General features: G+C 35.9%; 26 protein-coding genes, 3 riboswitches and 2 other annotated features. Of the genes, 4 read left to right on the top strand and 22 right to left on the bottom strand.

What is annotated here, in order from left to right; translation table 11 throughout:
- Positions 1–34: 34 nt before the first annotated feature.
- Entirely contained in the window at positions 35–244 is a 210-nt protein-coding gene (locus tag AC3WVA_RS11245; protein WP_000880630.1) for a hypothetical protein, read from the bottom strand.
- Between the two features lie 272 nt (positions 245–516).
- Positions 517–775: a binding site (T-box leader), on the top strand.
- 56 nt (positions 776–831) lie between these two features.
- On the opposite strand from AC3WVA_RS11245, the gene brnQ3 reads away from it, so the two are divergent.
- Positions 832–2187, top strand: coding sequence for a branched-chain amino acid transport system II carrier protein BrnQ3 (brnQ3, locus tag AC3WVA_RS11240; RefSeq protein WP_098347286.1), 1356 nt, complete (start codon positions 832–834; stop codon positions 2185–2187).
- Between the two features lie 23 nt (positions 2188–2210).
- Here the strand turns inward: brnQ3 and AC3WVA_RS11235 are convergent, their stop codons facing one another.
- From AC3WVA_RS11235 to gltP, 9 genes are all read right to left on the bottom strand, one after another.
- The gene (locus tag AC3WVA_RS11235; RefSeq protein ID WP_141539561.1) at positions 2211–2549 is read right to left on the bottom strand and encodes a DUF3992 domain-containing protein; all 339 of its coding nucleotides are present in this window, start codon (positions 2547–2549) and stop codon (positions 2211–2213) included.
- A 56-nt stretch (positions 2550–2605) separates the two neighbouring features.
- Positions 2606–3238, bottom strand: coding sequence for a response regulator (locus tag AC3WVA_RS11230; RefSeq protein ID WP_000598709.1), 633 nt, complete (start codon positions 3236–3238; stop codon positions 2606–2608).
- Positions 3235–4290 carry a sensor histidine kinase gene (locus AC3WVA_RS11225; protein ID WP_048526923.1) on the bottom strand — a complete coding sequence of 352 codons (1056 nt, stop codon included), beginning with the start codon at positions 4288–4290 and terminating at the stop codon, positions 3235–3237. Before AC3WVA_RS11225 ends, AC3WVA_RS11230 begins: the two co-directional genes overlap by 4 nt.
- The gene (gene liaF, locus AC3WVA_RS11220) at positions 4290–5030 is read right to left on the bottom strand and encodes a cell wall-active antibiotics response protein LiaF (protein ID WP_071757526.1); all 741 of its coding nucleotides are present in this window, start codon (positions 5028–5030) and stop codon (positions 4290–4292) included. The genes AC3WVA_RS11225 and liaF overlap by 1 nt, the downstream gene beginning before the upstream one ends.
- 106 nt (positions 5031–5136) lie before the next feature.
- Positions 5137–5787 carry a PspA/IM30 family protein gene (locus tag AC3WVA_RS11215; protein WP_048526920.1) on the bottom strand — a complete coding sequence of 217 codons (651 nt, stop codon included), beginning with the start codon at positions 5785–5787 and terminating at the stop codon, positions 5137–5139.
- A 45-nt stretch (positions 5788–5832) separates the two neighbouring features.
- Positions 5833–6189: a lmo0954 family membrane protein gene (locus AC3WVA_RS11210; RefSeq protein ID WP_000808632.1), complete on the bottom strand. Its 357-nt coding sequence runs from the start codon at positions 6187–6189 to the stop codon at positions 5833–5835.
- Between the two features lie 228 nt (positions 6190–6417).
- Positions 6418–7734 (bottom strand): Na+/H+ antiporter NhaC family protein, encoded by a 1317-nt coding sequence (locus AC3WVA_RS11205; protein ID WP_048526918.1) that lies wholly within the window; start codon positions 7732–7734, stop codon positions 6418–6420.
- Positions 7735–7828: 94 nt separating this feature from the next.
- Positions 7829–7934: riboswitch (SAM riboswitch) on the bottom strand.
- A 120-nt stretch (positions 7935–8054) separates the two neighbouring features.
- Entirely contained in the window at positions 8055–8573 is a 519-nt protein-coding gene (locus AC3WVA_RS11200; RefSeq protein WP_098347288.1) for a ribonuclease FAU-1 family protein, read from the bottom strand.
- Between the two features lie 66 nt (positions 8574–8639).
- Complete coding sequence (gene gltP, locus AC3WVA_RS11195; RefSeq protein ID WP_098096779.1) at positions 8640–9911, bottom strand: glutamate/aspartate:proton symporter GltP; 1272 nt, start codon at positions 9909–9911, stop codon at positions 8640–8642.
- 493 nt (positions 9912–10404) lie between these two features.
- On the opposite strand from gltP, the gene AC3WVA_RS11190 reads away from it, so the two are divergent.
- Positions 10405–11667 carry a murein hydrolase activator EnvC family protein gene (locus tag AC3WVA_RS11190; protein WP_098347289.1) on the top strand — a complete coding sequence of 421 codons (1263 nt, stop codon included), beginning with the start codon at positions 10405–10407 and terminating at the stop codon, positions 11665–11667.
- A gap of 275 nt (positions 11668–11942) precedes the next feature.
- Here AC3WVA_RS11190 and AC3WVA_RS11185 read toward each other — a convergent pair whose 3' ends face one another.
- The 12 genes from AC3WVA_RS11185 to AC3WVA_RS11130 all read right to left on the bottom strand — a co-directional run bounded on the left by AC3WVA_RS11185 (position 11943) and on the right by AC3WVA_RS11130 (position 22952).
- Positions 11943–13298: a sodium-dependent transporter gene (locus AC3WVA_RS11185; RefSeq protein ID WP_048526909.1), complete on the bottom strand. Its 1356-nt coding sequence runs from the start codon at positions 13296–13298 to the stop codon at positions 11943–11945.
- Between the two features lie 111 nt (positions 13299–13409).
- Positions 13410–13658: a binding site (T-box leader), on the bottom strand.
- 61 nt (positions 13659–13719) lie between these two features.
- Positions 13720–14337 (bottom strand): NAD(P)-binding protein, encoded by a 618-nt coding sequence (locus AC3WVA_RS11180; RefSeq protein WP_048526907.1) that lies wholly within the window; start codon positions 14335–14337, stop codon positions 13720–13722.
- The gene (locus AC3WVA_RS11175) at positions 14312–15067 is read right to left on the bottom strand and encodes a sirohydrochlorin chelatase (RefSeq protein ID WP_098347290.1); all 756 of its coding nucleotides are present in this window, start codon (positions 15065–15067) and stop codon (positions 14312–14314) included. The genes AC3WVA_RS11180 and AC3WVA_RS11175 overlap by 26 nt, the downstream gene beginning before the upstream one ends.
- Before the next feature lies 1 nt (position 15068).
- Positions 15069–15845 carry a uroporphyrinogen-III C-methyltransferase gene (gene cobA / locus AC3WVA_RS11170; RefSeq protein ID WP_098347291.1) on the bottom strand — a complete coding sequence of 259 codons (777 nt, stop codon included), beginning with the start codon at positions 15843–15845 and terminating at the stop codon, positions 15069–15071.
- An 84-nt stretch (positions 15846–15929) separates the two neighbouring features.
- Positions 15930–16130, bottom strand: a complete 201-nt coding sequence (locus AC3WVA_RS11165) for a DUF3906 family protein (protein ID WP_071757530.1) — start codon at positions 16128–16130, stop codon at positions 15930–15932.
- Positions 16131–16140: 10 nt separating this feature from the next.
- On the bottom strand, positions 16141–17763 hold the full coding sequence (locus AC3WVA_RS11160) for a nitrite/sulfite reductase (protein ID WP_098347292.1): 1623 nt from the start codon (positions 17761–17763) through the stop codon (positions 16141–16143).
- A 12-nt stretch (positions 17764–17775) separates the two neighbouring features.
- Positions 17776–18369, bottom strand: a complete 594-nt coding sequence (gene cysC, locus AC3WVA_RS11155; protein WP_048526898.1) for an adenylyl-sulfate kinase — start codon at positions 18367–18369, stop codon at positions 17776–17778.
- A 12-nt stretch (positions 18370–18381) separates the two neighbouring features.
- Positions 18382–19518 carry a sulfate adenylyltransferase gene (gene sat / locus AC3WVA_RS11150; RefSeq protein ID WP_048526896.1) on the bottom strand — a complete coding sequence of 379 codons (1137 nt, stop codon included), beginning with the start codon at positions 19516–19518 and terminating at the stop codon, positions 18382–18384.
- Between the two features lie 38 nt (positions 19519–19556).
- Entirely contained in the window at positions 19557–20261 is a 705-nt protein-coding gene (locus tag AC3WVA_RS11145) for a phosphoadenylyl-sulfate reductase (RefSeq protein WP_078384272.1), read from the bottom strand.
- 86 nt (positions 20262–20347) lie between these two features.
- The gene (locus tag AC3WVA_RS11140; RefSeq protein ID WP_000116163.1) at positions 20348–20491 is read right to left on the bottom strand and encodes a YezD family protein; all 144 of its coding nucleotides are present in this window, start codon (positions 20489–20491) and stop codon (positions 20348–20350) included.
- Positions 20492–20563: 72 nt separating this feature from the next.
- Positions 20564–20672, bottom strand: a riboswitch (SAM riboswitch).
- A gap of 117 nt (positions 20673–20789) precedes the next feature.
- A complete protein-coding gene (gene lysA / locus AC3WVA_RS11135) occupies positions 20790–22106 on the bottom strand; it encodes a diaminopimelate decarboxylase (protein WP_098347293.1) in 1317 nt (438 codons plus the stop codon).
- Between the two features lie 180 nt (positions 22107–22286).
- Positions 22287–22467, bottom strand: a riboswitch (Lysine riboswitch).
- An 89-nt stretch (positions 22468–22556) separates the two neighbouring features.
- Entirely contained in the window at positions 22557–22952 is a 396-nt protein-coding gene (locus AC3WVA_RS11130; protein ID WP_180235661.1) for a DUF3888 domain-containing protein, read from the bottom strand.
- 254 nt (positions 22953–23206) lie between these two features.
- Here AC3WVA_RS11130 and AC3WVA_RS11125 point away from each other — a divergent pair, with 254 nt between their 5' ends.
- Together AC3WVA_RS11125 and pssA are read left to right on the top strand one after the other, a co-directional pair.
- Positions 23207–25093 carry an LTA synthase family protein gene (locus AC3WVA_RS11125; protein ID WP_098347295.1) on the top strand — a complete coding sequence of 629 codons (1887 nt, stop codon included), beginning with the start codon at positions 23207–23209 and terminating at the stop codon, positions 25091–25093.
- A gap of 181 nt (positions 25094–25274) precedes the next feature.
- On the top strand, positions 25275–25976 hold the full coding sequence (pssA, locus tag AC3WVA_RS11120) for a CDP-diacylglycerol--serine O-phosphatidyltransferase (RefSeq protein ID WP_000285421.1): 702 nt from the start codon (positions 25275–25277) through the stop codon (positions 25974–25976).
- Positions 25977–26000: the final 24 nt, after the last annotated feature.

Here is a 26000-nt window from a genome sequence, read left to right as displayed (position 1 = left end):
GAAGCCTCACAAAATAATGTGAGGCTTCCTTCTTTCATAATCTAATTTTGCAACACTCTTGATACCCTCCACTTCTGGCCTGTGCACTTCCACACTTCGGACATACTAAATATCTAGACTGATTTGTCAACAAACTACCTTTTTGAAAGAGTAAAACTTCTGCTTGTTTAAACGAACGCGAATAATATAACCACATAAAACCAATTATAGCAATAATGCCAAATAATACTCCCATCGCAAGCATTTCAGTCACCTCTTTTGGTTTGTTCTTTCCAGCAAGTGGATTGTTGTATTATTCTCTGTAAATTCAAACAATCCCTTCTTTACTCCTATAAATATCAACTTTCTCCACAAACTTTACAATTCTCTACAAAATTTCACTCCTTTTTTTACAATTCACCATTCCTTTTACTACAATAAATATTACATTCGATATTTCTGGATATAAATATATCTTTCAAAAAAATGTTGACTTTCCAAAAAAAACATGCAACAATACTGTCAGAATACTTGAATAAAAATTCATTGACGAGAACGAGTACGTTATAGGACTGTCCCCCAGAGAGTTGGCGATTTGCTGAAAGCCAACGTTCAGTGCGTAGCCGAAAATCATCTCCGAGAAGTAGAACCGAATGTTACAGTAAGTTCTTACCGGCTGTCCCCCGTTACAAGGAACACGTATCATGTTGTACGTTGTGAAGCCGTATACATATAGACTCATTTCTACATGTATAAATTAGGGTGGTATCGCGGGTAAATATAACTCGTCCCTTTCTTTAGGGACGAGTTTTTTGTGTTCTTACAAATGAATTTAAAAAAGGAGGAAAAACAATGAACACTGTATCAAAAAAACATATTTTTTTCACTGGTCTTATGCTATTTTCTTTATTTTTTGGGGCAGGTAATTTAATTTTCCCTCCCATGCTTGGACAAAATGCAGGTGAAAACTTTTGGCCGGCAATGATTGGATTTTTACTAACAGGAGTCGGTTTACCATTATTAACTGTTATTGCAATTTCTTTATCAGGAAATGGTATGCAACAACTTGCAAGTCATGTTCACCCATTATTCGGAATTTTCTTTACTGTAGTTGTATACATCGCAATCGGTCCTTCTATGGGAATTCCGCGCGTTGCAAATGTCGCTTATGAAATGGGTGTTAGTTCTTTCTTACCAGAAACAATTCGCTCTAGTAGCCTAGCACTATTTTTATACACGGTCATTTTCTTCGCTATCGTATTTTGGCTTAGTTTAAATCCATCTAAACTTGTCGATCGAATCGGAAATATTTTAACACCTATTTTATTGCTCTCTATTTTCTTATTATTTGTAAAAAGTGTATTTACACCACTCGGACAATCAGGAACAGCAATGCAAGAGTATCAAACCTCTCCAATCTTCAAAGGATTTATGGAAGGGTACTTAACGATGGATACCATCTCTGCGCTTGCATTTGGAATTATCGTTGTAAATGCCATTCGGTCAAAAGGTGTAAAGGACCGTAAATCCATCGCCATCGCAACAGCGAAAGCAGGACTTATTGCCGCTACCGGTCTCGTACTTGTATATGGTGCACTTGGCTGGCTCGGTGCAACTAGCGTCTCTCTCGGATATGCAAAAAATGGCGGACAATTACTTACTGTCATCGTACAGCAATTATTCGGTCCATATGGTCTACTTCTATTATCTCTAATCGTTACACTCGCTTGCTTGACAACATGCGTTGGACTTGTATCTGCATGTAGTCAATACTTCTCAACATTATTGACTACATTTTCATATAAAACGTTCGCTAGCATCATTTGTGCATTAGGATTATTAGTTGCCAACTTAGGTTTAACAAAAATTATTGCTATCTCTGTTCCAATCCTACTTGTCGTATATCCAATTGCGATTGTACTCGTTCTACTATCATTACTTCATAAATATTTCGGTGGGTATCGCTCTGTTTATGTAGGTGCTTTAATTGGAGCAGCAGCGGTGAGCGTATTTGATGGATTAAAACAAGGTGGTATTTCTATTTCATTTATTACACCATATTTTGAATTTATCCCTTTATATAATGAAGGAATTGGCTGGTTAATACCAGCATTAGCCGGAGCCCTTATCGGTCTTATAATCGCTAAGTTAAGCGGTGCGAAAAAAGTTCCTTTACTGACTGAATCTCATGAAGTAAAAGCATCCTAAAAAACTCCCTTTCGGGAGTTTTTTTACATTTGAAAAGCAGTATGGTTAAAGCTACTTATTTTATAAGCTTTCGTATAATAGTCGATATTTGTATCCACTGTTTCTACTTTGACAACATCGTAGTAATCTTCTTGTTTCACTAAAAATAAATAGTACTCTTCTGTCGCCTCAACAATTGCAATTTTATCTGTTTCCACATTATATTGTTCACAAAGTGCTTGTAATGCGTTCACATAATCCCCTAATTTTTTAGACTTATCCATGCCAAATATAGTTTGAACTAACATATACATTCTCCCCTTTGTATGTACTGTTAACAACTTAATGATAACGCTTACATTTATTGACGTCAATAAAAAGATTTGGCGCAAACTAATAGCAGTGGGGATAACCCCCACCGCTTATTAGTTTCACCTTATCATTTCGTCAATTGATGTCTAAACGCATAAATAACCGCCTGTGTCCGGTCACTTACATTTAGCTTATTTAATATATTACTTACATGTGTCTTTACTGTTTTTAGGGCAATAAACAATTCATCTGCAATCTCTTGATTACTTTTTCCTTCTGCAATTAATAACAAAATTTCAGACTCTCTTTCTGTTAACTCCTCATGCAAAGGTTGTTCCTTCTTCTGACGCATACGAGACATCATTTTACCAGTAACTTTTGGCTCTAATACCGTTTCTCCATCATAAGTAGCTCGTACAGCGTCTGCTATATCACTCGCTCTTGATGTTTTTAATAAATAACTTGTCGCTCCGGCCTCAATTACAGGGTACAATTTCTCATCATCTAAAAAACTCGTTACAACTACAATTTTCGCTTCTGGCCATTCCTGAATAATAGCTCGTGTTGCTTCAACCCCATCCATCTCGTCCATGACAAGGTCCATCAAAATAATATCCGGTCTTAATTGCAAAGCTAACTCTGAACCTTTTCTTCCATTTTCAGCTTCTCCAACTACTTCAATATCTGGCTGTGTTGATAAATATGCTGATACACCCATTCGAACCATTTCATGATCATCCACTAGTAATACTTTTATCATGATTCTCCCCCTCTCTCAATCATAATCGGTACTTTCACTTCTATTTGCGTACCTTTAGCCGGAAAACTAAGCACTTTTAATGTCCCACCAATTTCATGAACACGCTCTTGCATGGATCTTAAGCCATATGAACCAGCCTTATTAACTCCAACTTCAAATCCCACGCCATCATCAATAATTTTCAATATTGCATATTGATCAATTTTTCGAAGACGCACTTCCGTTTTCTTTGCCTTCGCATGCCGTAAAGTATTAGACAGTGCCTCTTGTACAATGCGAAATAAATGATCTTCTACACCTTTTTTCAATTCTATTGGCTCAATTAACCATTCAATTTTCATATGTTGCTTTCTTGACAGCTCTGTTAAAAGCTCTTCTATACCCTCTGTTAGTTTCTTACCTTCTAACTGCACTGGGCGTAAATGAAGAAGCAATGCTCTCATTTCTGATTGTGCATTTACAACCATATTTTCAACGAGCTGCAACTGCTTTTTCGTCGTTTCTGGAAATGCAGCTACTTGTTCATTAATAGCCGACATCATCATCGACATTGCAAAAAGCTGCTGACTTACAGAATCATGCAGCTCCCTGGCCAATCGATGCCTTTCCTGGGAAATCGCTTCTTGTCTCATCTCTTCATTCCAATGAGCTCGTTCATTCGTTACTTTTTGAAAGAGTCCAGCTTGCTCTTCTAATCGACGAGCCAGAACGATTACTTTTCGTTCCACTTCATGAAATTCATCATCTGCAGTAAACGAAACATCGCTTGGAAAATTCCCTCGCTCTACTTCAAATAAAAACGTATTTAATCCTTGTATACGCTGCTCTATATAGTAACCGATTGCATATCCTACAATTCCCCCGATAAGTAAACTTGTAGTCATAATAAACAAGCCAATTGGAACAGAAGCGATGGATGCTTTCCATAATAAATCATACACTTGTTGTTCGCTCTTCCATACATATACAATTGTACAAATAAGTGCGATACTAACAGAGGACAACATAGAATAACGAATATACATCCACGAAATATTTTTTTGTTTCTTCATTATACTTTCCTCACTTCCGTATCGCCTACGACAAGCGAAGAAATAATTTTTATACGACGAGGAGCCTCTTTATACTGCTCTGTTCTAAATGTAACATTACGGTTAAATCCTGTCTCTTCATGTCCTGGCAAGAGCACACGTCCGACAATAACAGAATGATTTAAAGACAGTTCAATATCATATGGCACATATAAACGAATATTACCAACGACACCTCGAATAACAATTACCGTTTCTCCTTCTGGAATCATAGCAGTTGTTAAATCTATTTCCACATCACCAGCACCATATTGAACATTAATATCCTCAAGTTCATAAATATGATCCATCATTCGTACATTACCTACAAACATATTTTTCAAATATGGTTCTGTACGATATATTTGCTTCTCTTCGTCTATAATCCCTTTTTCTTTAATTTCCACCTTCATTGCCTTTTGCTTATGTCCTTGTTGAATCAATTGATATCCAATTAAAGCTAAACAAGCGAATACGACAAGAACAAATGCTGCTGATGAAAATAAGAAGAATAAAAATACGATACCGCCAACAAATAAAAATACATTTCCCCGTACATAACGATTCTTTTTACGATAATGTCTTCCAAACATAAGCATAATAAATGCAAAAATGAGACCACCTGGTTCAAAATGTCCAAGTATCATATCAAGAAAAAGACCGAATCCAAATATGATGAGGAGCATCCCCATTAATTGTGTTTTTGAAAAATGTTTCTTCATTTCAGCTCCCCCCTTCTTGTCACATATACATAGAAGAAAAGGCATTGCTTTCCAACACCTTTTCTCCTATCACTATATCATAAGCCTGTTTTATAATATACTACTATTATTTTGTTAACGACACATCATTTTTTTCCTTCATTTCACGCTCAAGCTTTGCAATCTTCATATCAAATGTGTCACGTTCATGTTCCTCATTCATACGAGTTTCTAAGTCGCGAATATGATCCTCAATTTCTTCAAATCGTAAAAATGGATTATTTTCATCCATTTTATGCATCGCAGTATTCATACGGCGATTTGCATGCGCCATATTTTCACGTGCCATTAATTCCATACGCTTTGCGTGCATTTCTTTTAATTTATTTTTCATTTCAGAAAGACGACGCTCTAACTCATCAATTTGCTCTACAACACCTGCATACATTTCTTCTAATCGAGTTACTTGCCCTTCATAATAAGCTACTTCCTCTAAGGCACGCTCATGTAGTTTTAGTTCGCCTGCTTCTTGAGCAATGATTGCTTGCTTTGATCTTTTATTAACAAAATATCGCGCTTGCTCAAGTTCACGAGCGAAATTAGATTTTAATGTTTTATGACGCTGAATTAACTTCTCAATTTTTGTTATTTCACGCTCACTATCGCGTAAATACTGGTTTAACATAGCGATTGGGTTTTTTCTTTCTTTCTCATCTAATACATTATGAAAATCTGCTAAAATTGCATCGCGTACACGTCCGAATAAAGATTGTTTCATTATAATCTTCCTCTCTTCTACTTTATAAATTTGATTTATTTTATATTAGTTTTTCATTAACTTGTTCCACTCATCTTCAAAGTTGCTATATGGTTTAGAACTTTCTGGAGCAGAATCAACAACTACATCTTTTTCTTTTTTCCACTCACGGTATCCGTAGTATAAAACTACTAATGCTGCAATACCGATTAATGCTGGGGAATGAGAAAGGGCGATGGACAAGCCGATTAAACCAACAATACCCCAGGCTAACTTTCCAAAAAATGATTGTGCTCGCACAAATGATTTATAGCTCCAGTACACAACTCCTGCTCCAATTGCGAATCCTATAATACCAGCAAGACTGCCAAGAGCAATTAAAGCTAAAATACCAGCCGCGATAAACGCTAGAAATTGTTTCATCTTGTGCTTGCCTCCCTTCGATTTGATACTCTTATCTTAACTATTTTTTCTTTTTTCCATAACGAGCTTAAGAACCGTTTTTGACTCAGACTTAAGACCGAGTTGCATTCAGCCTTTTGTAAAAACATACGGTAGGATAGGATCATTCACTCTTTTTCCGCACATAAAAAGCCGCACAGAGAACATTCTCTGTACGGCTTTCGTTACAATTCATAAACTTCATTTTCATTATGCTGTTTTATCATACTCTTTCTTTCCCGCTACTTTAGAAAACCTCGGGAAACCAATCAATATAGAAATGATTCCACATACTCCAACTAAGATCGGATAAAACGCATATGGTAACAATTCAATTGGAGATAACGCCGCAAACCCTGCTGCCGTTAACATTTGCGCACCATACGGAATTAATCCTTGCACACAGCATGAGAAAAGATCTAATACACTCGCTGATTTACGGGGATCAATTTCATATTGATCTGCAATGTTTTTCGCAAGCGGACCTGTAAAGATAATAGAAATCGTATTATTCGCTGTACACATATTCGTCATACTTACTAAGCCAGCAATACCGAACTCTGCTCCTTTTTTTGAACGAATGTTACGCGTTAAAATATTCATTAAATATTGAATGCCACCATTATATTGAATCAGTTCGACCATACCGCCAATTAAAATAGCAAGTAATACTAACTCCATCATACCGCCCATTCCAGTTGTTACACTTTTAAAGAAACTCTCTAACGTGTAACTTCCATCTAAAAGACCGATAACGCCGGATAGTACTGTCCCACCAGTTAACACAATAAGTACATTCCAACCAAGTAATGCTGTAATAAGTACTCCTGCATACGGTAAAATCTTTATCCAGTCAAAGCTATGTGCTTTAATCTGCGTATCGCTTCCTAAAGTAACGATTACTAAAAGTACAATTGTAATAATAGCCGCTGGTAATACAATTAAAAAGTTCGTTTTAAACTTATCTTTCATTTCTGTTCCTTGCGAACGTACAGCTGCGATTGTTGTATCTGAAATAAATGATAAATTATCACCAAACATCGCCCCGCCAACAACAGTAGCCATCGTAAGTGCAATGGAGATATCAGTTTGCCCACTAATACCTACAGCAATTGGTGCTAATGCAGCAATTGTTCCCATTGAAGTTCCCATCGCTAATGAAATAAACGCCCCTATAACAAAAATTCCAGCTACGATAAATCCTTGCGGTAAAACGGATAACGCCAAGTTAACTGTAGAATCAACGCCGCCCATCCCTTTTGCTGTTTCAGAAAATGCTCCTGCTAGGACAAAAATTAGAACCATAATCATAATATCCGGGTTCCCTGCACCTTTAGCAAATCGTTCTACTTTTACATTAAAACTTTCTTTACGATTCATTGCTAAAGCGACTCCTACAGCAATTGAAATTGCTACAAGTATCGGCAATTTATAGAAATCACCTGTAATAATTCCAGAACCAATAAATAGCGCCAAAAATATCCCAAGTGGTAATAAAGCCAAACCATTTCCTCTCGTTTCTTTCAAAGTACCATCTCTCCCTAATTTCAACCTTTTTCTAATGAATAACAAAAGACCTCTTCCAATGAGAAGAGGTCTTATACATCTATAAGAAACGCTCTTCTCATCTTTCAAGCACATGCTTGCTGGATTTGGCACAGCACTCTGAAATCGAGTCCGCTGCCGAGGCATCGTAGGGCCAGTCCCTCCGCCTCTCTTTATAAGAAGGTTTCATATTTATTTTTTAATAATAATTTCTTCCCTAACTTTACTCGCTTACAAAACAAAAGTCAATTATTTTTTGTATAGTTTTTTTTGGTAATTATACAAAAATTTGAATACAACAATCATTTTAACTTTTTGATTTCTTCTTCCAATATTGAAATCCAATAAAATTCACTATTTTTTATTGCATCTATTATCCATTTCGTAGTGTACCAAGCTAACTCATACTCTTCTTTTGTAACATCGCCACTTTTATAAGCATCCTCTAGCTCATCTTCATCTAGCACATACATCTTACCATTCGATATTAACACTACATCTAAATATAAATCATCAAAATATGGTAAACCACGCTCGTCTATTTCATATTCTTTCGCCACATCGATATAATATTGCACTAATTCTTTTTGATTATCTAACATAGCGGTAATCGCAAAGTTTTTCCCGTCTATGAAATATTGAATCCACGTATACTGATTGCCAGCAATACATAGCTCTTTACCGTCATATTCTTTACAACTCGGTTCTCTCACCTTTTTTATTTCCAGTATTCCTAGCATTCCCTCTTCTATTTGCTTAACCGTATAATTCTTCTCTAGTAGTCGCTTCCACGAAGAACCGTCACCATATTTACGTTTCATTACGTCTGCTCCCCTTCTATATAGAAAAGCCCCCACATATTATGTGAGAGCTTGTTCAAATTATAATTAAGCTGCTTGCTTATTAGAAATTTCTTTCAAGTAGGCTTGTCCTTTTTCAGCGTCATACTGACCTTCCCACTTAGACATAACTACAGCTGCTAAAGAGTTACCTACAACGTTAACTGCTGTACGAGCCATATCTAAAATACGGTCAATACCAGCGATGAATGCTAAACCTTCAGGTGGAATACCTACTGTACCAAGTGTCGCTAATAATACAACGAATGATACGCCCGGTACGCCTGCGATACCTTTTGATGTTACCATCAATACAAGTAATAATGTAATTTGTTGTGTAATAGATAAGTCAATACCGTACATTTGCGCTAAGAAAATAGCCGCAATTGCTTGATATAAAGTTGATCCATCTAAGTTAAATGAATAACCTGTCGGAATAACGAAAGATGTAATTGCTTTCGGACAACCAAACTTCTCCATTTTCTCCATGATTTTCGGTAAAACTGTTTCTGAACTAGCTGTAGAATATGCTAAGATCAGCTCGTCTTTTAGAATCTTAAAGAATTGGAAAATGTTAATTCCAAATATTTTCGCTGTAATCCCTAATACGACTACAACGAAGAAAATCATTGCTCCGTATACTACAATTAATAATTTCCCTAATGGAATTAATGAAGCGAGACCAAATGTAGAAACTGTAACCCCAATTAGCGCAAACACACCAAATGGTGCAAATTTCATAACTTGATTTGTTACGTAAAACATTGCATCAGCTACACCTTGGAAAAATTGAAGAACCGGTCTCCCTCTTTCACCAATTGCTGCTACACCTAAACCAAATAATACAGAGAAGAAGATAATAGCAAGCATATCTCCGTCAGCTAATGACTTCATAATGTTCGTTGGAACAATATTTACAAATGTATCTGCAAATGAATGACTTTGTACTTGCTCTGTCGTATGTGTATATTTCGAAATATCTGTCTTTGTTAACTGCTCCATATTTACGCCTTTTCCTGGTTGGAAAATATTCGCAATTAATAGACCGACAATAATTGCAATTGTTGTAATAATTTCAAAGTAAATAATTGTTTTTCCGCCTAGTCGACCTAATTTTTTAACATCGCCAACACCAGCAACTCCAACAACAATACTTGCTACAACAATCGGTACAACGATCATTTTAATTAATCGGATAAAAATATCACCAATTGGTTGTAAATAACTCACCACTGCCGGATTGCCAAAGAAAATCGCCCCAACTGCAATACCTAACGCAAGACCAATTAATATTTGCCATGCAAGTCCTATTCTTTTCATATTTGTTGTAACCCCCTCTTCGATGTGTCACTCTACCTCTCATTCTATATCTATAAAACTTGAAATTAAGAGTATTACATATTATTCGACAATTCACTACATTTTGTCCCTGTTAAAAATCATAAATCAAAATTTAAAATCTGACAACAAAATAAGTTTGCCCGAACGCAAATATTCTTCTTGACAAAAACAAAACCCATGTCAGAAAACCTCACATGAGAACGATTCCTTATGAGCGTTTTATAGGGTTTCTATTTAATATTTTACTATATCAAACAAATATATTTCCCTTCATTTTACAATAATAACCAAAAAAATACATCCTTGTTGTACGAATAACAAAGCGCATCTAACATGACAATTATCATTAAAAGATGATAAATCCCGACAAAACTTAGCAATTTTATAAAATTTTCTTTACATTATGGTTACAACGATAGACACTCTTCTTCTAATGATATATAACATTCATAGGGAAAGGAGCCAGACAACCATGAAAAAGAAATTTGCAGCGCTTAGTGTTTTAGCAGCAGGAACAATTTTTGTTTCTCCGTTACTTTCACCCGTATACGCTGAAACGAATCAAGATAAATTATCTAATATTCAATCTGAATTAGAAGGAAAACAAAATGACTTACAAAATAAATCAGCTGAGAAAGAACAAATAGAAAAAGAAATTCAAGAATTACAAAAGAAAATTGACGACTTAACTACTTCTATTAATAAAAACGAAGCTGAATTAAACGATACAAAAAAAGAAATTAGTAAAACACAACAAGTAATTGCCGAAAAAAAGAAACATATAGAACAATTACAAACAAACATAGATACACGTCAGGAAGTTATTAAGCAAAGACTGCAATCCATGCAAGAAAAACCTCGCACAAATATCATTACAGAAGTAATAACAAATTCTGCAAACATTGCTGATCTTGTTGATAATATGTACTCTGTCAGTTTAATTTTAAACAACGATACTGATATTGTGAAAAAACAAACAACTGACCAAGATGCTGTGACGAAAGAAAAAGAGGCTGTTGAGAAAAAAGAGCAACAACTGAAAGAAGCCGAGCAAAAATTAGAACAAAAACAACAAGAATTACAAAATAACCAACAACAGCAACAAACTCTTATTAGCGATCTACATACGAAAGTAGCAAAAGTAGATTCAGAGATTGAAGGATTAGAAGAATCTAAAGGTATTTTAGAAAATCAGCGTCAAGCTGTTCAAAAAGCAATTGAAGAAGAAAAACGAGCAGAAGAAGCTCGTAAAGCTGAAGAGGCACGTAAGGCAGAGGAAGCTCGCAAACAAGCTGCCACACCAGCTCAAGCCGCTCCGGTACCGCACGATACAAATATCGGCGGATTTATTAAACCAGCAGCTGGATCAAAAACTTCTGGATTTGGCGCACGTTCTTTAGATAACCATAAAGGAATCGATATCGCTGCTTCAGGAACTGTTCCAATTATCGCTGCTGCAGATGGCGTTGTTATTCGCTCAGAATTATCATCTAGTTACGGAAACGTTGTGTACTTATCTCACCGTATAAACGGAAAAACATATACGACAGTATATGCTCATATGAGTAGCCGTTCTGTATCAAATGGACAAACTGTAAAACAAGGCACTCAACTTGGATTTATGGGGAATACTGGCCAATCATACGGACAACATTTACACTTCGAACTTCACCTCGGAGAATGGAATGTCGGTAAGACAAACGCAGTTGATCCATCTCCTTATATCGGATTATAAAAAACTCGGTGCATACCGAGTTTTTTATTTTCACTTCACACACTATAGGCACTCCACATAGACTACAACTAAATGCCTATATTTTACGGGGTAAATCATACAAATACACAATTACAACAAAAAATAGAAGAAGCTAGAGAAACTTACATTTGGCGGCCCAGCGTTATTTTTAATTGGATTATTTATTGTAGTCGTCACAGCCTATAAAACCTATAATTGCTTATTAAATACACCTACAACACAATAAAAAAGACGGAGAAATCTCCGTCTTTTTACTATGCAAACATTTTAAATACGCCTATCGCATTTAAAAATACAATGATTACCGTTACTGGAATAACATAACGAAGTAAGAAGAACCAAATATTAAATAATGTTTTCCCTTTCGTTTCCGTAACTTCTAATTCTTTCATTAACATTTCTTTACTCATTTTATTTGGTACGAATAGCGAAATGGCTAGTACACCAAGCGGCAGTAATACGTTACTTACCGAGAAATCGACGAAATCAAAGAATGTCTTACCAAATATTTTCACATCACTCATAATTCCAAATGATAATGCTGACGGGATTCCAACCGCAAAAATAAGAATACCAATTAATAATGATGCTGACGGACGCTTTTTCTCATTGCCTTTCGCAACAGATGCTACTACAATTTCAAGCATTGAAATTGCTGATGTTAAAGTCGCAAAGAAGAATAAAATTAAAAACAGAACAAAGAAAAATTGCCCAAATGGTATTTTTGCAAATACTGCTGGAAGGACGATAAACAGTAATCCTGGCCCTTCAGTCGGCTTAACGCCTAATGCGAAAATCGCCGGGAAAATTGCTAATCCTGCAAGTACTGTAACAAAAACAGTTAAACTTACAATAGATGTTGCTGATTTCGCTAAATGTTCTTCTTTCTTTAAGTAGGAACTATACGTTACCATTACTGAGGCTCCAACTGTTAACGAAAAGAACGATTGTCCCATCGCGTATAAAATTGTATCTGCTGTCAGCTTTGAAAAATCTGGTTTTAAGAAGAACTCTACTCCAGCAAAAGCACCATCCAGTGTTAACGCACGAACAATGATCGCAATAAATAAAATAAATAATAGCGGCATCATATACTTACTTGCTTTTTCTATTCCTTTCTCTACACCTTTACTTACAACAAAAATAGTGAAAAGCATAAAGATAAATTGTGCTCCAATTGCGCTTACTGGATTTGAAATCGTTTCACCAAACAATTGTCCATAATCAACAACACCATTCCAGAAGCTTCCTGTAACACTATAATATAAGTACAGTAAAATCCATCCACCTACAACACTATAAAAAGAGAGTACACTAAAACAAGTTACAACTCCCATACGACCAATCCAAGGATATACTTTACTATTTGGTACTAGTACTTTATAAGCTGTAACCGCCTCTTTTTGAGTGCTACGTCCAATAACAAACTCCGCTAATAGTAAAGGCATACCTATAAATAAAGTTAATAGTAAAAATACAAGGAAGAATGCGCCTCCCCCACCATTACCTGCAACATATGGAAATTTCCATATGGCACCAAGACCTACTGCGGCTCCGGCTGCTGCGAGTACAAAGCCTATTTTCGACGTCCATTGCTGTGTTTCTTTCATCATAAATTCTCCTTTTCTGAATATTTAAACTTTTATTAATTATACACTTTCATTTCATACTCGCACACCTCCTTTAGAAAATAAAAAAGTCCCCTACACGCAAATATGCATGTAGAGGACGATATATGTAATGTAAATACCGTGGTACCACCTCAATTGGATTGATAAATCCCACTTGTTCAAGTACAGGAAAAACTCCGATACTCTATCCTTTTAACGGCGGAACCCGGGTTGCCTACTACAATGTTCAACATACCTCTCGCAAGCCCATTCTGTATATTTTATCGTACCGGGCTCACACCTTACCCCAGCTCTCTGAACGTATCAAATATACATACTCTTCTTGCTCATCGATTTCATCTATTGAAGTTACTTGTGATTATAAATTATATTTTTATAGTTGTAAAGCACAATTTATTCATTATCCTATATGAACTCTTCTCTCTAATTCTTGTAAAAACAATTCTCTTTTTTGTTCATCTTGAACATATATCGACTTTAATACTTCTTGCAACAATATATTTCTCTGCCTTTTCTCTATTTGTAATTCTTTCACTTTTATTCTAACTTCGTATAAAAAATCAAGATATGATCCATACGCCTCATCATATTTATTTGCGATATCATCACGAATTTTTTTTGCAAGTTTCGGGCTCGCTCCTCCAGTAGAAACAGCCACATTCAGTAATCCACGATGAATCGCCGCTGGAAAATGAACATTACCACTTTCCGGGTTCGTAATAACATTTACTAATTGATTTGCTGCGCTATCTTCAGCTATTTGTTCATTTAGTACGGCATCACTACTCGCTGCAACAACTAAAAAAGCGTCTTTAATGTCACTTTTTTCATAATCCCTTTGATACCAACGGATTTTCTTTTCTTCTACAAGTTTCACTAAATTCGCATCCAATTCAGGACTTATCACAATTATATCCGCACCTTGTTTTAGTAAAGGAATAATTTTAAATCCCGCGACTTTCCCTCCACCAATGACAACAACACGTTTCTTCTCAACTCGCACTGTAAGTGGATACATATTGATCTCCCTTCAATAACTTCTTCGTTTTTTGAATTAACATATATTGAAACGCTTCATTCTTTCCTAAATACGGACTTATTTTTATATCACCCAACTCATATTGGCCCACTTCTTTTTCAATATGTTTCATAAGTAAACCTGTAAATAACAGGTAAGGTAGCACAACGATGTTCTTTTCTTTTCGTTTTACAACTTCCTTTAACTTCTCCTCAAATTTCGGCTCGGCAGCCGCTAAATAACAAACCTCTACTTTTTTAATTTTCTCTTCCGTTTGAAATAAAGAAGCGATCCAGTTTATATCTTTTAATACTTCAGGGTCGCTACTCCCTCTTGCAACGAGAAGTAGCGTCACTTCATTCTTATCTTCCTGTTCAATTCCACTTCCGCTATATACCGATTTAACAAGTGTTTCTGATACACCAAATGGGTTACCATAGGTCACTTTAACACTTGGAAATTGATTATTTAACTTTTCCAATTCAAACGGGATATCTTTTTTCACATGACCTGCCGCTAATAAAAAAACTGGAATAACAATAATCTCTGTAGCACCACGCTTCACACATGTACGGAACCCTTCATCAATAGTCGGACTCGCTAACTCCAAAAAACAAACTTCTTGAATACTTGCCTCTACACGGTTCATGCATGACGTAATAAACGAAACCGCTTCTTCTTTAGCTGCTTTCAAACGACTTCCATGACATATATATAAGATGGCCTTCATTTTATAACACTCCGCTTACTTGATACGTACTTTCAGCCTGTTTCTCAAACCAATGAATCTTTTCTCTAAAACGGACCACTTCTCCAATTACAATCATGCTCGGATTTTGAATTTGTTCTTTTTTGGCAACATCTACAATTGTCCCTAACGTCCCAACAACTGTGCGCTGCATAGATGTCGTTCCTCGCTCAATAATGGCAGCAGGCGTACTTGTATCTTTTCCATGCTTCATCAGTTGTTCACATATGTAGGGTAAATTACTAACCCCCATATATACAGCTAAAGTCTCTACACCTTTCGCTAAATGTTCCCACTTCACTTCTTCTTCAGCATCTTCTTTCCTATGCCCTGTCACAATAGCAAAACTTGCACTTGCATCACGATGTGTCACTGGAATACCAGCATAAGCAGGAGCAGCTATTCCAGCTGAAATACCAGGAACAATTTCAAACGGTACACCTTGCTTTGCTAACGCTTCAGCTTCTTCTCCCCCTCTACCAAATACAAATGGATCGCCGCCCTTAAGCCTCGTTACAACTTTTCCTTTTTTCGCATATTTAATAAGAAACGTGTTAATTGTCTCTTGCTTCATCGTGTGATAATTTGGTAGTTTTCCGCAATAAATTAAATCCGCTTCAGGCTTTGCATAGGAAAGCAACTCTTTATTTACGAGACGGTCGTACAAAATAACATCGGCCTTCTCAATACATTTTAACCCTTTCACAGTAATTAAATCTGGATCACCAGGACCCGCACCAACGATATAAACCTTCCCCATCATCTCTCCTCATTTCTACTATTAAAGTGAAACTTCCATCCTTATATACGAATGGAAGTTTTCATTATTTCGTATTACTTTTCCTTACTCATGAATAACAAAAGCCGCCCCTTTTCGAATCTTCTTTTTTTCAAATAGGGAAATCTCCTTTACTTCTGGCAACGGTAAAAAATGCTTTTCAAGCTCCATCTCCGCGAGCTTAAATGCCTGTTCTTCACTTTGAGCAACGACAACAATCGGAACAATACTATTTATTAACACAGCTTCAAATCGATATAAATCCATATTGTCCCTCCTAAGACGCTATTACTTCTTCTAGCACGTTATTTAACGCGATTTGTAATGTATCTACACCAATACGACCGACAAAATCATAAAACGTTTCAGCTGGTAATTTATTCTCTTTGAAATAACTTATAAATGAAGCAAGTACATCAGGTAGATCCTCGCCATCTATTTTCCCTTTTAACTTTTGATTATAAGCACCACCATCTAACAACGTTCCACCTACATATATTTCAAATGCTTCAACAATTCCTTTTTCCTTCGTTTTCATTTTCACTCCTTGTAATCCAATATCAGCAATTTGACGTTGACCACATGAATTCGGGCACCCTACCATATGAATACGAACCGGAACATCGAGCGCAATTTGTGTATCTAAGTATTCGGCAATTTTCCGCAATCTTTCTTTCGTTTCTACTAAAGCAAGATTGCAATATTCAATACCAGTACAAGAAACCGCATGACCAATAAATGATTTCGGACTTGCTGATATAGCTTCAAACAACGGCTCATTTAGTAAACCCGTTACATTCTCTGGCGGAACATTCGGAATAATGAAATTTTGCGAGTTACATGTACGAATCTGTCCATTTCCATACTGCTTAGCAATTCTTGCAATCTCAAACATTTCTTCTGCATGTAGACGTCCGACCGGCACATTAAAACCTACATATTTTAGTCCATCTTGCTTTTGATCTTGGACTCCATAAAAGTATCCAGCATTCCAGCCTTTAAGAGCACTTTCCCCTTTACTTTGCAATGGTCCTGTATACTCTACTAGTTTCTCTTTGAACTTCTCTGCTCCCCAGTCTGCAACAAGAAACTTCAAACGAGCTAAATGACGTTTTTCACGATATCCAAAATCACGGAATATCGTAGCAATCGCAATCGCTACCGCCTTCACTTCTTCTGGTAAAACGAATACATCTAATTCATCAGCTAAATATGGACGGGCGGATAATCCACCGCCTACTTTTATATGAAAACCAACTTTTTTCTCACCATCTATCTCTTTCGTTGCAGGTGTAAATGCAACACAGTTAATCTCTGCATTTGCTGAATTATAAATGTTAGAACTAATAGACATTTTAAATTTACGTGGTAAGTTAGAAAACTCTTCATTATGTTGGAAATAGTCATATACCTCTTTTACAATACTAGTTGTATCAAATAGTTCATTTGCATCAATGCCAGCAAGTGGATTTCCTGTAATATTACGCGTTATATCACCACACGCTCCAGCTGAAGATAACCCAACTCTTGCTAATCTTTTAAAAATATCTGGAATTTGATGGATTTCTAACCAATGAAACTGAATCGCCTGTCTTGTCGTAATATCAATTACGTCACGTCCATAATCCTCAGCGATAGAGGCAAGTACTTCTGCCTGTGCATTCGTAATAATCCCTGAAGGAATATTTACACGCATCATAAAATATCCAGCTTCTTTCGGTCTTTGTAAATACAATCCTGCCCATTTGAATGCGTCCCACTCTTCTTTCGGAATAGATTCGAAGCCATTCTCCGCATAGTAAGGAATATCATTAAAGATTTCCAATCCATCTTTTTTCAATTTATTTTTCTCAGTTTGATTTAATTTTTCATTGTTAGCCCATACTTTTTCATAACTCATTTTTTAATCCCCCTATATAAAACTACGCTCTTGTAAGTACTTCACGATTTGTTCTGCACATTCTTCAATAGAATACTTGTGTGTTTCTACAATTAATTCCGCTTGCTCCGGTTCCTCATACGGTGAATCGATCCCTGTAAACTCTTTAATATCACCTTTTCTTGCTTTTTTATAAAGCCCTTTCGGATCACGCTTTTCGCACTCTTCAATTGGACACTTTACAAACACTTCTATAAACTCATCTGCAGCTAATAAATCTCTAACTTGTTTTCTGTCTACTCGAAACGGTGAAATAAACGCTGTAAGAACAACAGTACCTTGATCTACAAATAGCTTCGCCACTTCGCCAATCCTTCTTATATTCTCCATACGATCACTTTCAGAAAAACCTAAGTCTTTATTTAAACCATGGCGTATATTATCTCCATCTAGTACATAGTTTCCAATATTCTTTTCAAATAGTTTACGAGCAACCGCGTTCGCCACTGTAGATTTACCTGAAGCTGATAATCCAGTAAACCAAACTACGAAACTATGATGCCTATTTTTTATTCTTCTCTCATCTTTTGAAACAGATGCTGTATGCCAAGTAATATTTGTGTCCATCTCATTCTCTCCCTATTCTGTTACTACTTCTTTTTTCAAACCTTTAATTAGTACTTCTACTACTTCTTTACGACTAAATGTACTTGGCGGAACCTCACCGTTTCGTAATAATTCTCTTACTTTCGTACCTGATAAAATGACATGATCTTCTTTTCCGTGCGGACATGTTTTCGTCGAAGCCATCGCTTCACATTTCGCGCAGTAAAAACTATGTTCAAAAAATAGCGGTGTAATCCCTAACTCTTCCACTGTAAAGTTCGTAAAAATTTCTTGCGCTTCATAAGTACCGTAATAATCTCCTACCCCTGCATGATCGCGCCCTACTATAAAGTGTGTACATCCAAAATTCTTTCTAACTAGCGCATGAAATATCGCTTCCCTCGGTCCTGCGTAACGCATTGCTGCAGGAAATACACTTAAAAAGACACGATCTTTCGGATAATAATTTTGAAGTAATACTTCATAACTTTCCATCCTTACATCAGCAGGAATATCGTCCGACTTCGTTTCCCCAACGAGCGGATTCAAAAAAAGGCCGTCTACAATTTCAAGAGCAGATTTTTGAATATACTCATGAGCACGATGTACCGGGTTTCTCGTTTGAAATCCAACTACTGTTTTCCAACCACGTTTTTTAAATTCTTCTCTCGTTTCAATTGGATCTAAATGATAAGATGGAAATGGATTATTTTCAAAACGTTTCGTAAGAATAATAGCTCCACCAACATAAACGTTCGGTCGCTCATATAACTTCTTCACTCCTGGATGAGCCTCATCCGTCGTTTTATATACAAGTAACGCTTCTTTTTCTTTATCTGGTACAAAAATATCTTCTATTTGAATAACACCATATACATTTCCAGCGTTAACAAGTTTTACTTCCTCTCCAGCTTTCAGACTCTCTGCTACTTCTTCTGTTACTGGTAATGTAATCGGTATACTCCAAACACTCCCGTTAACTAAACGAAGCGTTTCTACAACCGATTCATAATCTTTCTTTCCTAAAAAACCAGTAAGCGGGCTATATCCACCTGTTGCTAATAGCTCTAAATCACTTAACGCAATGTTGTCTAGTTCAATTTCTTTTTCAATTTGTGATACGTCATATGTCTCATCTATAAGATTTACTAATTCGTTTCTTGTACTCATTTTCTATACCCTCTCTTAGCTTTATTTTCAAATTCATCTTATTGGTAATGTAGACCGCATTCAGTTTTCACTTTCCCCGCCCATCTACCATCTCTCGAATCGCCACCCTCACCTACAGGTAACGTACACTTCTCACACCCAATACTTGGATATCCAACATCATGCAGCGGGTTATACGGCAAGCTATGTTTGTATACATATCGCCATACCTCTTTCCACGTCCAATGAATGAGCGGACAAACTTTAATAGATTGAAAGCGATGATCTTGATTTATAAACTTTGTATGCTTACGTGTTTCTGATTGTTCCCTCCTTAAGCCCGATATCCACGCTTTTTCCGCTGCTAATGATTTTTCTAACGGTAAAATTTTTCTAATTTTACAACAGAGATTCGGATTACTTTCCCATAATTTCTCACCATGCAACTTCGCTTGTTCATCAAGTGTAAGTTCCGGCTGTTGTTCTATAATATTTAATGAAGGAAATCGTCTCCGTACTTTTTGAATTAATTCATACGTTTCTTGAAAATGAACATTTGTATCTAAAAATACAACTTTAGCAGATGGATTTACTTGGTTTATAAGATGCAGCAATACCATCCCTTCCACTCCGAAGCTACATGCGTATACAATTTCACTTTTATATTCTTTATAAGCCCAACTTAATACAGATAGTGCGCCTTTCGTTTCATCTTCTTCTGAAAATGAAATGTTATTTTCTTCCCACGTTTCATACGTCAACATGTTCTTTCCCCCTGTAAAAGCAAAAAGACGGTTTTAACCTAATGATATAGGTTAAAACCGCCTCTAGTTTTTCTAGTCAGCGCTTTTTACTTTAAACGTACTTTTTCACTTTTCTCTAATTGAATGACTTTTCCATCTTGCACAACAATTGTAATTGAACCATATTTCATATCAGCAAGCATCGCTTGAATCTTCTCAGATACTTCCTCAAAATGTTCCCGTACGCTCACGCGAACAGCCCCCCTTTTTATTCATAAAAAAAATCTTTCCCATTTCGAAAAGACTGTTCGGTAATATATTTTACCTTATCTTTCAAAATGGATTCCATTTTGCTGGATTTAGCACCTTGCTTTCTATAAGCAGGTTGCCGAGCTTCGTCGGGCCAGTTCCCTCCGCTTCTCTTGATAAGCTTTGTATTTGTATTTTATCACAATTCTGATTTTTTTCAATCCTAGTTTTCCGATATATTTTAATTATTTTATTTTACAAAAAAGGAATTGCCCATCTGAACAACTCCTTTTTCTCCATTTAAACCAGTTCTTTAATACGTATGCGATCGTTCCCAATAATATTTTCATATGTTTCGCGCTCTACAACAATTTGTGATGTGCCACCTTTCGCGAAGACGACAGCTGGTCTACGAATCCGGTTATAATTATTCGCCATCGAGTACCCGTATGCCCCTGTACAAGAAATTGCTAATAAATCGGCCGTAGCAACTTTCGGTAGAGTAATATCCCAAATTAACATATCTCCACTCTCACAACATTTCCCTGCAATCGAAACAACTTCCTCGTTCTCATCGTTCCCTCGATTCGCTAACATCGCTTCATAACGAGCGTTATATAAAGCAGGTCTTAAATTATCAGTCATCCCACCATCCACTGATACATATTTCCGAATACCAGGAATGTCTTTCACAGATCCGACTGTATAAAGTGTCGTTCCAGCATCACCTACAATACTACGGCCTGGTTCAACCCATATTTCTGGCAAGGGATAATTACATACTGTAAATTGTTCTCTCACTGCACTTGTTACAGCTCGCACATATGTCTCAAGAGTTAATGGCGTATCTGATTCTGTGTAGCGTATTCCGAATCCTCCGCCCACATTTAGTACTTTTACTACATAATTCGTTCGCTCTCTCACTTCTTCTAAAAATTGACGAAGAACTTCAATCGCTCGCACAAAACCGGCCGTTTCAAATATTTGTGATCCGATATGTGAATGAATTCCTAACACATTATAATTTGATTTTTGTAAAGCAAGCTCAATTGCTTGCATCGCTTGACCATTTGACACGCCAAATCCAAATTTCGAATCATCTTGACCTGTTGTAATATATTCATGTGTGTGCGCCTCTACTCCAGGCGTTACACGAATTAATATGTTCACAAATTTCCCATGTTGCACTGCTAAATCATGCAAAATCTCTAATTCTAAGAAATTATCTACGACAAAACAACCAATATTCGCCTGAAGAGCCATCACAATTTCTTCATCTGTTTTATTATTTCCGTGAAAATGAATACGCGATGCCGGAAATCCTGCTTGAAGCGCAGTATATAATTCCCCTCCAGAAACAACATCTAATGACATATTCTCTTCACGAGCCACTCGGCACATCTCCATGCACAAGAACGCCTTGCTTGCATATGCTACTTGGTAAGAGAAACCACTTTCTTTAAAAGCACGATGAAACGCGCGGCACTTTCCTCGAATAGACTCTTCATCGTATACATAAAGTGGTGTTCCATATTGTTTTGCTAGCTGCGTCGTATCGCACCCTCCAATTTCTAAGTGTCCTTGCCCATTGATTCGGCTTGTGCCGTGTAAATACATTTGAATTCCTCCCTTATTTCCTCTAAAACTCATAACCCCAATCTTCTATTCATTGCAGCACGCTTTTAGATAGACAAAAAACGCGCGGAACAATGTTCACACGCGTTTCTTATTAGGAAAAATATATATTGAAAAAATAAACGAGTTGTTATCTCCTCAAAATAAGAAACCGCATCAACATCTCCAAATAGCTCTCCATAAAATAATCTTATGACAGTACTACATTTATTCAATGCAGTCCCAATATATGAATAAGATGGTTATTCTTATATTTCGGCAATAGTCCCTTTCAACCTATGATCACAGATTCCATTAAATCTCCCATAGCTTACTCTTTCCTATCGCGGCCTCTACCTTTGAGAGTAGATGAGGTAAGTCTATTTAATTTTCAAACATCTAATTGTTGCTATTAACAATACCAAAGGACCATTTTATTTGTCAAACAATTTTTTACATTGTTTTTTTACAGTTTAATTTCGTTTCATTTGGTAAGCGCTTTACTATTACCTTTGTTACTTCCCATTCGCCCTCTTCATTATTAAATGTAATCGTTACCTTCTCAAATGGTGGAACAATTTTCCCACCAACCTGCTCATACTTCGTCACTTCAATACTCGCTTGAAATAAATAGGTACCGCTATACACTTTTTTTAAACTGATGATTTTCGGACATTGATAAGGTTTTAAGCTCCCATATTGTTTTTCAATTGCTTTATTTATTTTTGGAAATAAAACAGAATAAAGGGCATCTTCCATAAGAGGTGCATCATATTGGGCTATCGACACACTCGGTGAAGCAAAAAGTATAACACTACTGCATACTATAAAATATAATAATTTTCGCATTATAACCTCCGTATTGTTACACGATTCTTTCTGCGCACGATAGTAATCATACATAGAAACTCCGTTATATTGTCTCCTACTGCCCTTTTTCTACTCAATTATTATAAAAAAGTCCACAACTCTCTTTTATTTTCGTATAATGATACTCATAGTATAATAAACATAATAATAAAGGACTGTTCGTATATATAAAATGAGGCGCTAATCAAACCGGCTCACAAGGACGGTCATGCTTTTTAGGAGAGGAGTATATTATGCTACAACGTCTGTTTCCAAAACTGCGATTTGCACTCGTTGCAGTCGTTTTATTATGGATAAAAACATATATTGTGTACAAGCTAGCATTTGATATTAAAATTGATAATTTCTTTGAAGAATTTATGCTTTTTATTAATCCACTAGCTGCGCTACTTTTATTTTTCGGTTTTGCATTATTTGCATCTAAACACCGAAATCGCATTATAGTTGGAATTAGTTTTGTACTATCATTCATTTTATTTGGAAATGCAATGTTTTATGGGTTTTATAACGATTTCGTTACGTTCCCAGTATTATTTCAAACAAATAATATGGCTGATTTAGGGACAAGTATAAAAGAACTCTTTACGTATAAAACATTACTCTTATTTGCAGATGCGATTATTTTAATGTTTCTTTCGCGTAAATTCCCGACATTTTGTGACAAGACGCCGCTTTCTCGCTCTGAGAAGCGAACTTTCTTTAGCGGTGTAACAGTTCTACTAGCATTACAAATTGTTGTTTCAGTTATTTATAAACCACAAATGTTCTCACGTTCATTTGATCGTCAAACTGTCGTGAAAAATTTAGGTTTATACACATATCATCTATTTGATATTACACTTCAATCTAAATCTTCAGCTGAACGTGTATTTGCAAGTGGTGACGGGTTCTCTGAAATTAAAAACTATACAGACTCAAAAGATAAGCAAGTTGATAAAAACTTATTTGGAGCTGCAAAAGGTAAAAATGTCATTTTGATTTCAATGGAATCTACACAAAGTTTTGTTATTAATAAAAAAATAAATGGAAAAGAAATCACTCCATTTTTAAACGAATTTATTAAAGATAGTTTTTATTTCGATAATTTCTACCATCAAACAGGACAAGGCAAAACATCTGATGCAGAATTTATCGTTGAAAATTCACTTTATCCGTTAGACCGCGGTTCTGTATTCTTTACTCACGCAACAAATGAATACACAGCTACACCAGAACAGTTAAAGAAATACGGATATTCTTCTGCTGTCTTCCATTCAAACGATAAAACGTTTTGGAATCGTGATGTAATGTATCCTGCACTTGGATATGATCGTTACTTTAATTTAAATGATTACGTAGGCACAGAACAAATGTCTGTCGGTTGGGGATTAAAAGATAAAGAGTTCTTTGAACAATCTATTCCAAAGCTAAAATCTTTACCACAGCCGTTCTATACAAAATTCATTACTTTAACAAACCATTTTCCGTTTCTTCTAAATCCAGAAGACCAATATATTGATGAGTTCAATTCAGAAAGTGGTGTTGTAAACCGTTACTTCCCAACTGTTCGTTACACGGATGAAGCTCTTAAACGATTTATTAAACAATTAAAAGAAGAAGGACTATATGATAATTCCGTTATTGTCATTTACGGAGACCATTACGGTATTTCTGAAAACCATAACGCAGCTATGGCTCAGTTCCTTGGGAAAGACGCTATTACACCGTTTGATTCTATGCAATTACAACGCGTCCCTCTCATTATTCACGTACCTGGTCAAGAAGGAAAAGTCATTTCTAAAGTATCTGGTCAAATTGATATTAAACCAACGCTACTTCATTTACTTGGTATTAAAACAAATCAATCGGTTGAATTTGGAACTGACTTATTTATTAAAGAAGAAGACCCACTTATGGTAATGCGTGATGGTAGCTTCGTTTCGGAAGATTATGTGTATACAAAAAACATGTGTTATAAACGAAATACGGGTGAAGAAGCGGACTTTTCATTATGTCAACCGAATATTGAAAAAGCAAAAAATGAATTAAAACTCTCGGATAAACTCATTTATGGAGATTTATTACGTTTCGATCCTAACAATCGGTATAAAACTGGAACAATGACAACGAAATTTGAATAATACAAGAAGCAACTTTATAAAAGTTGCTTCTTTTTTCACTTATTTTTCAAATCATTCTTCTATGAAATCTTTCACAAATTGGGAATTTTTTTCGTATGAGGAAGAAATTTATGGTATGATAAAATAAGTAAACTTTCATACACTAATTAAGAATTTATTACAGAAAGCAAGGGATCAGATTTTGTATAGAGCAGCTATTCCAAACTTATTTACGCTCGGAAATTTATATAGTGGATTCTTGTCAATCGGCTATGCATCTTTAGGATATTATAAATCAGCTGCTATTTTAGTACTTATCGGGATGATGTTAGATAGTCTTGATGGGCGTGTTGCTCGTTTATTACGTGTTGATTCACAAATGGGAAAAGAACTTGACTCACTTGCAGATGTCGTAACATTTGGTGCCGCACCTGCTGTTCTTATGTATTACACATCTTTCTCCAATTATGGAATCATCGGACTATACATAGCGGGACTATTCCCTCTTTTCGGAGCATATCGTTTAGCACGATTTAATGTAACGCCATCTTCTACTTCAATGAAATATTTCACTGGGGTACCGATTACAGCAGCGGGAGGGCTTGTTGCTTTCTTAACATTATTTTCACATACCATTCCAAAAATCGTTCTTATTACAGTATTTGTAACGTTCGCATTTTTAATGGTGAGCCGCATTCGTATCCCAAGTTTAAAAGATGTACCAATCCCACGATATAGCATCATTATTACACTATTTTTAGTTGGAATCATTATCACAATGTACCAAACAGGGTTCGGTAATTTTTCTGTTTTCTTATTCATTGCTATTCCACTATATATTTTGTATATGCTATCTCAATTTCTTAGACAAAGACCATCTAAAAGAGCAAATAAAGACAAATAAAAAAACCTTCCGATTCCGGAAGGT

The sequence above is a fragment of the Bacillus sp. EB106-04-02-XG92 genome (assembly GCF_058791995.1).
This window is presented reverse-complemented; position numbering and strand designations above follow the sequence as displayed.

What these genes read in the sequence shown, in the direction of transcription:
- AC3WVA_RS11245 (WP_000880630.1), bottom strand. Translation starts at nt 244, where the DNA reads ATGCTTGCGATGGGAGTATTATTTGGCATTATTGCTATAATTGGTTTT.
- brnQ3 (WP_098347286.1), top strand. Translation starts at nt 832, where the DNA reads ATGAACACTGTATCAAAAAAACATATTTTTTTCACTGGTCTTATGCTA.
- AC3WVA_RS11230 (WP_000598709.1), bottom strand. Translation starts at nt 3,238, where the DNA reads ATGATAAAAGTATTACTAGTGGATGATCATGAAATGGTTCGAATGGGT.
- AC3WVA_RS11225 (WP_048526923.1), bottom strand. Translation starts at nt 4,290, where the DNA reads ATGAAGAAACAAAAAAATATTTCGTGGATGTATATTCGTTATTCTATG.
- liaF (WP_071757526.1), bottom strand. Translation starts at nt 5,030, where the DNA reads ATGAAGAAACATTTTTCAAAAACACAATTAATGGGGATGCTCCTCATC.
- AC3WVA_RS11215 (WP_048526920.1), bottom strand. Translation starts at nt 5,787, where the DNA reads ATGAAACAATCTTTATTCGGACGTGTACGCGATGCAATTTTAGCAGAT.
- AC3WVA_RS11210 (WP_000808632.1), bottom strand. Translation starts at nt 6,189, where the DNA reads ATGAAACAATTTCTAGCGTTTATCGCGGCTGGTATTTTAGCTTTAATT.
- AC3WVA_RS11200 (WP_098347288.1), bottom strand. Translation starts at nt 8,573, where the DNA reads ATGAAACGTAAATATGGTGACGGTTCTTCGTGGAAGCGACTACTAGAG.
- gltP (WP_098096779.1), bottom strand. Translation starts at nt 9,911, where the DNA reads ATGAAAAGAATAGGACTTGCATGGCAAATATTAATTGGTCTTGCGTTA.
- AC3WVA_RS11190 (WP_098347289.1), top strand. Translation starts at nt 10,405, where the DNA reads ATGAAAAAGAAATTTGCAGCGCTTAGTGTTTTAGCAGCAGGAACAATT.
- AC3WVA_RS11185 (WP_048526909.1), bottom strand. Translation starts at nt 13,298, where the DNA reads ATGAAAGAAACACAGCAATGGACGTCGAAAATAGGCTTTGTACTCGCA.
- AC3WVA_RS11180 (WP_048526907.1), bottom strand. Translation starts at nt 14,337, where the DNA reads ATGTATCCACTTACAGTGCGAGTTGAGAAGAAACGTGTTGTTGTCATT.
- AC3WVA_RS11175 (WP_098347290.1), bottom strand. Translation starts at nt 15,067, where the DNA reads ATGAAGGCCATCTTATATATATGTCATGGAAGTCGTTTGAAAGCAGCT.
- cobA (WP_098347291.1), bottom strand. Translation starts at nt 15,845, where the DNA reads ATGGGGAAGGTTTATATCGTTGGTGCGGGTCCTGGTGATCCAGATTTA.
- AC3WVA_RS11165 (WP_071757530.1), bottom strand. Translation starts at nt 16,130, where the DNA reads ATGGATTTATATCGATTTGAAGCTGTGTTAATAAATAGTATTGTTCCG.
- AC3WVA_RS11160 (WP_098347292.1), bottom strand. Translation starts at nt 17,763, where the DNA reads ATGAGTTATGAAAAAGTATGGGCTAACAATGAAAAATTAAATCAAACT.
- cysC (WP_048526898.1), bottom strand. Translation starts at nt 18,369, where the DNA reads ATGGACACAAATATTACTTGGCATACAGCATCTGTTTCAAAAGATGAG.
- sat (WP_048526896.1), bottom strand. Translation starts at nt 19,518, where the DNA reads ATGAGTACAAGAAACGAATTAGTAAATCTTATAGATGAGACATATGAC.
- AC3WVA_RS11145 (WP_078384272.1), bottom strand. Translation starts at nt 20,261, where the DNA reads ATGTTGACGTATGAAACGTGGGAAGAAAATAACATTTCATTTTCAGAA.
- lysA (WP_098347293.1), bottom strand. Translation starts at nt 22,106, where the DNA reads ATGTATTTACACGGCACAAGCCGAATCAATGGGCAAGGACACTTAGAA.
- AC3WVA_RS11130 (WP_180235661.1), bottom strand. Translation starts at nt 22,952, where the DNA reads ATGCGAAAATTATTATATTTTATAGTATGCAGTAGTGTTATACTTTTT.
- AC3WVA_RS11125 (WP_098347295.1), top strand. Translation starts at nt 23,207, where the DNA reads ATGCTACAACGTCTGTTTCCAAAACTGCGATTTGCACTCGTTGCAGTC.